The sequence below is a fragment of the Pseudodonghicola flavimaris genome, from assembly GCF_030164425.1.
Classification (GTDB): domain Bacteria; phylum Pseudomonadota; class Alphaproteobacteria; order Rhodobacterales; family Rhodobacteraceae; genus Pseudodonghicola; species Pseudodonghicola flavimaris.
In genome coordinates this window covers 1-5945 of record NZ_JASNJD010000044.1, presented here as the reverse complement: position 1 = coordinate 5945, position 5945 = coordinate 1, and the positions used below count along the sequence as shown (strand labels likewise).

The 5945-nt window shown below is 54.4% G+C and carries 2 tRNA genes and 3 rRNA genes; all 5 read left to right on the top strand.

The features are described from left to right. Positions 1 to 411: 411 nt before the first annotated feature. The 5 genes from QO033_RS25045 (at position 412) to rrf (ending at position 5892) form a co-directional block, all read left to right on the top strand. Positions 412 to 1874: ribosomal RNA gene (locus QO033_RS25045) — 16S ribosomal RNA — on the top strand. A 238-nt stretch (positions 1875 to 2112) separates the two neighbouring features. Then, a tRNA-Ile gene (locus tag QO033_RS25040) sits at positions 2113 to 2189 on the top strand. A gap of 151 nt (positions 2190 to 2340) precedes the next feature. Continuing rightward, a tRNA-Ala gene (locus tag QO033_RS25035) sits at positions 2341 to 2416 on the top strand. 413 nt (positions 2417 to 2829) lie between these two features. Beyond that, positions 2830 to 5657: ribosomal RNA gene (locus QO033_RS25030) — 23S ribosomal RNA — on the top strand. A gap of 120 nt (positions 5658 to 5777) precedes the next feature. Then, positions 5778 to 5892 (top strand): 5S ribosomal RNA (rrf, locus tag QO033_RS25025). Together the 16S, 23S and 5S rRNA genes with 2 tRNA genes alongside form the textbook arrangement of a ribosomal RNA operon. Positions 5893 to 5945 lie beyond the last annotated feature (53 nt).

Below are 5945 nucleotides of genomic sequence, written 5' to 3'. Positions count from 1 at the left end.
CCCTTCACCGGCGGCGCTGAGGCGCTACGGGGCGCCACGGAGGCGGACGGAACGGAAGGCGGCGGCGCTGCCTGAGGGACCTGAGGCCGAGGTGGTGGACAGAAATTCAGAGGAATGATCGGGCGGGCGCGCCGAAAGATAGGGCGCACTGGTCTGGTTTTTGTCTCTACGCTCTTTGAAAACTGGATATCTGAAGAGATATGTGGGCGGTTTGGTTCATTTCGATGGATCGGTCTCGCATATCGCGCTTCTAGGGTTTCGGCCCGATGATGAAGTGTCAGCTTCACTGTTTGTACGGCTTCTGGTTTCTGATGAAACCTGGAGCACATCAAACAGATGACTGTTCCGACCTAGCCGGTCGGAACGATGTGCAGAGGTTCGAACGTCAAGGATAGCAGCGTGAGCTGCTTTCAACTTGAGAGTTTGATCCTGGCTCAGAACGAACGCTGGCGGCAGGCCTAACACATGCAAGTCGAACGAAGCCTTCGGGCTTAGTGGCGGACGGGTTAGTAACGCGTGGGAACGTGCCCTTCACTACGGAATAGTCCCGGGAAACTGGGTTTAATGCCGTATACGCCCTTCGGGGGAAAGAATTTCGGTGAAGGATCGGCCCGCGTTAGATTAGGTAGTTGGTGGGGTAATGGCCTACCAAGCCTACGATCTATAGCTGGTTTTAGAGGATGATCAGCAACACTGGGACTGAGACACGGCCCAGACTCCTACGGGAGGCAGCAGTGGGGAATCTTGGACAATGGGCGCAAGCCTGATCCAGCCATGCCGCGTGAGTGATGAAGGCCTTAGGGTCGTAAAGCTCTTTCGCCAGGGATGATAATGACAGTACCTGGTAAAGAAACCCCGGCTAACTCCGTGCCAGCAGCCGCGGTAATACGGAGGGGGTTAGCGTTGTTCGGAATTACTGGGCGTAAAGCGCGCGTAGGCGGACCAGAAAGTTGGGGGTGAAATCCCGGGGCTCAACCCCGGAACTGCCTCCAAAACTCCTGGTCTTGAGTTCGAGAGAGGTGAGTGGAATTCCGAGTGTAGAGGTGAAATTCGTAGATATTCGGAGGAACACCAGTGGCGAAGGCGGCTCACTGGCTCGATACTGACGCTGAGGTGCGAAAGTGTGGGGAGCAAACAGGATTAGATACCCTGGTAGTCCACACCGTAAACGATGAATGCCAGTCGTCGGGTAGCATGCTGCTCGGTGACACACCTAACGGATTAAGCATTCCGCCTGGGGAGTACGGTCGCAAGATTAAAACTCAAAGGAATTGACGGGGGCCCGCACAAGCGGTGGAGCATGTGGTTTAATTCGAAGCAACGCGCAGAACCTTACCAACCCTTGACATCCTAGGACCGGCCCAGAGATGGGTCTTTCACTTCGGTGACCTAGTGACAGGTGCTGCATGGCTGTCGTCAGCTCGTGTCGTGAGATGTTCGGTTAAGTCCGGCAACGAGCGCAACCCACATCTTTAGTTGCCAGCAGTTCGGCTGGGCACTCTAAAGAAACTGCCCGTGATAAGCGGGAGGAAGGTGTGGATGACGTCAAGTCCTCATGGCCCTTACGGGTTGGGCTACACACGTGCTACAATGGTAGTGACAATGGGTTAATCCCAAAAAACTATCTCAGTTCGGATTGGGGTCTGCAACTCGACCCCATGAAGTCGGAATCGCTAGTAATCGCGTAACAGCATGACGCGGTGAATACGTTCCCGGGCCTTGTACACACCGCCCGTCACACCATGGGAGTTGGGTTCACCCGAAGGCCGTGCGCCAACCCTTACGGGGGGCAGCGGACCACGGTGAGCTCAGCGACTGGGGTGAAGTCGTAACAAGGTAGCCGTAGGGGAACCTGCGGCTGGATCACCTCCTTTCTAAGGATGTTCCTAGATTTGACAGGCTTGCCTTCAACGTGGAACACTTAGCAGCAGATCAACAAACAAAGTTGGTCAAACTCAGGGCCAGGCCGTCCTCATATCTCTTCAGAACATGGAACACGCGAGCCCCGGCTCGCCTGTCGTTGCCTGACCTCTGGGTCTGGCCCTCTCGGCAGATTTTGCGATGCAAAATCGCCTGTCGGGCAACGTCGATTTTGCACGAGCAAGATCAACTGGGTCGGTAGCTCAGGTGGTTAGAGCGCACGCCTGATAAGCGTGAGGTCGGAGGTTCAAGTCCTCCTCGACCCACCAACCTGCTTTTTAGCGCAGCTAAAAAGTCAGGCGCCCGACAGTGGCTTTGCATAGCAAAGCTCACGAGAGGGCATCCGCTTAGACCTCCCGGCATCTTTTCTCCGAAAAGAGCCTGACGGTCGACGGAGATTTTGTCATACAAAATCACCTTGGGGCCTTAGCTCAGCTGGGAGAGCGCCTGATTTGCATTCAGGAGGTCAGGAGTTCGATCCTCCTAGGCTCCACCACTTCCCGATTAGATCGGCAAGCACTGGATACAGTGTTTGCCCGTCCAATCGGACATCGGCCGACTTTCTTCGGAAAGCGGCGGAATTGACATCGTATATAGAGAAATCAATCAACTTGCTTTGATCGGCTGAAGTGACAGCCTGATCTCGGTCGGTTCCGCCCCAGGGCGGACGGTTCGGCCTCCCCGCTACCAGGTGGAGGTTCGGATATCCCGGTCGAAACGAAGCAATGTTGTCCAAGTCAAGTACACTAACCAAAATGTACTTCCTGATGATGCCGCAGTCGCGCTCAAGCAGCCGGCGGCGGTCACGCATGAGGAAGTGCGGGATAGTATGCTTTTGGTTCAGAAGAATGGCCCTGGTCGAACCAGCCCGGAGCCGCGACAGACGCAAGTTTGTCTTTTTCTGGATCAAATCAAGCGCGAGAAGGGCGTTTGGTGGATGCCTTGGCAGCAAGAGGCGATGAAGGACGTGATACTCTGCGATAAGCTTGGGGGAGCCGAGAATAGGCTTTGATCCCAGGATCTCCGAATGGGGCAACCCACCTGATACTCAGTTATTGTGAGCCGCAAGGCCCTCAATAATTGGGTGAAACAGGTACTTAAGACCTGAATACATAGGGTTTTAAGAGCAAACCCGGGGAACTGAAACATCTAAGTACCCGGAGGAAAGGAAATCAATTGATACTCCCCTAGTAGTGGCGAGCGAACGGGGACCAGCCGAGCCTGATAAGTGACCAGAACGATCTGGAAAGATCGACCATAGTGGGTGACAGTCCCGTATGGGAAGCTTTGAAGGACGTATTAAGTAGGGCGGAACACGTGAAATTCTGTCTGAAGATCGGAGGACCACCTTCGAAGGCTAAGTACTCCTTGCTGACCGATAGCGAACCAGTACCGTGAGGGAAAGGTGAAAAGCACCCCGACGAGGGGAGTGAAACAGTACCTGAAACCGGACGCCTACAATCAGTCGGAGGCTCCTTGCGAGCTGACGGCGTACCTTTTGTATAATGGGTCATCGACTTGGTCTCACGTGCAAGCTTAAGCCGTTAGGTGTAGGCGCAGCGAAAGCGAGTCTTAATAGGGCGTCGAGTTCGTGGGATCAGACCCGAAACCGAGTGATCTAGGCATGACCAGGATGAAGGTTGGGTAACACCAACTGGAGGTCCGAACCCACACCTGTTGAAAAAGGTCGGGATGAGTTGTGCCTAGGGGTGAAAGGCCAATCAAACTCGGAGATAGCTGGTTCTCCGCGAAATCTATTTAGGTAGAGCGTCATCCGAATACCCCGGGGGGTAGAGCACTGGATGGGTAATGGGGCCCCACAGGCTTACTGATCCTAACCAAACTCCGAATACCCGGGAGTACTAGATGGCAGACACACGGCGGATGCTAACGTCCGTCGTGAAGAGGGAAACAACCCTGACCTCCAGCTAAGGCCCCCAATTCATGGCTAAGTGGGAAAGCAGGTGGGACGACCAAAACAACCAGGAGGTTGGCTTAGAAGCAGCCATCCTTTAAAGATAGCGTAACAGCTCACTGGTCTAATCAAGTTGTCCTGCGGCGAAGATGTAACGGGGCTCAAGCCATGAGCCGAAGCTGAGGATGCCGTAAGGCATGGTAGCGGAGCGTAGTGTGACATAGCTCCATGCGTCCTTAACTCCTTCGGGAGTATTGGACGCAAGGAGCTTTCTGTGAAGCCGGCCTGTGAGGGATCCGGTGGAGAGATCACTAGCGAGAATGATGACATGAGTAGCGACAAAGAGTGTGAGAGACACTCTCGCCGAAAGTCCAAGGGTTCCTGCTTAAAGCTAATCTGAGCAGGGTAAGCCGGCCCCTAAGGCGAGGCAGAAATGCGTAGTCGATGGGAACCAGGTTAATATTCCTGGGCCAGGAGGATGTGACGGATCACGATTGTAGTTCGGCCTTATCGGATTGGTCGGGCTGCTGAGTGGTCCCTGGAAATAGCCCTCCATCAGACCGTACCCTAAACCGACACAGGTGGACTGGTAGAGAATACCAAGGCGCTTGAGAGAACGATGTTGAAGGAACTCGGCAAAATACCTCCGTAAGTTCGCGAGAAGGAGGCCCAGTTTCTAGGCAACTAGAGGCTGGGGGCACAAACCAGGGGGTGGCGACTGTTTACTAAAAACACAGGGCTCTGCGAAGTCGCAAGACGACGTATAGGGTCTGACGCCTGCCCGGTGCCTGAAGGTTAAAAGGAGGGGTGAGAGCTCCGAATTGAAGCCCAGGTAAACGGCGGCCGTAACTATAACGGTCCTAAGGTAGCGAAATTCCTTGTCGGGTAAGTTCCGACCTGCACGAATGGCGTAACGACTTCCCCGCTGTCTCCAACATCGACTCAGCGAAATTGAATTGCCTGTCAAGATGCAGGCTTCCCGCGGTTAGACGGAAAGACCCCGTGCACCTTTACTACAGCTTCGCACTGGCATCAGGATTGTGATGTGCAGGATAGGTGGTAGGCTTTGAAGCAGGGACGCCAGTCCCTGTGGAGCCTCCCTTGAGATACCACCCTTCGCACTCTTGATGTCTAACCGCGGCCCATCATCTGGGTCCGGGACCCTGCGTGGCGGGTAGTTTGACTGGGGCGGTCGCCTCCTAAAGCGTAACGGAGGCGCGCGAAGGTTGGCTCAGAGCGGTCGGAAATCGCTCGTTGAGTGCAATGGCAGAAGCCAGCCTGACTGCGAGACTGACAAGTCGAGCAGAGACGAAAGTCGGCCATAGTGATCCGGTGGTCCCGAGTGGAAGGGCCATCGCTCAACGGATAAAAGGTACGCCGGGGATAACAGGCTGATACTGCCCAAGAGTCCATATCGACGGCAGTGTTTGGCACCTCGATGTCGGCTCATCTCATCCTGGGGCTGGAGCAGGTCCCAAGGGTACGGCTGTTCGCCGTTTAAAGAGGTACGTGAGCTGGGTTTAGAACGTCGTGAGACAGTTCGGTCCCTATCTGCCGTGGGTGTAGGATACTTGAGAGGAGTTGCCCCTAGTACGAGAGGACCGGGGTGAACGATCCACTGGTGGACCAGTTGTTATGCCAATAGCAGTGCTGGGTAGCTATGATCGGACAGGATAACCGCTGAAGGCATCTAAGCGGGAAGCCCCCCTCAAAACAAGGTATCCCTGAGGACCGTGGTAGACCACCACGTCGATAGGCCGGAGATGTAAGCATGGTAACATGTTCAGTTGACCGGTACTAATGGTCCGATAGGCTTGATTTGATCCAGTAACAGACAAACTTACTGATAAATCAAAAGCATACACCAAAAAGTCTACTGACTTGGACGTTGATTGATCCCGTCGGCCTTGCATCGCAACGCCGACAAAGAGCCCTTATTCGGTTTGGTGGTCATAGCACGAGCAAAACACCCGGCTCCATCCCGAACCCGGAAGTTAAGTGCCGTCGCGCCAATGGTACTGCGTCTCAAGACGTGGGAGAGTAGGTCACCGCCAAACCTAATAAGCGCTCTTGTATCTCTATATACGATAAAATTTACCCAAACATAAAA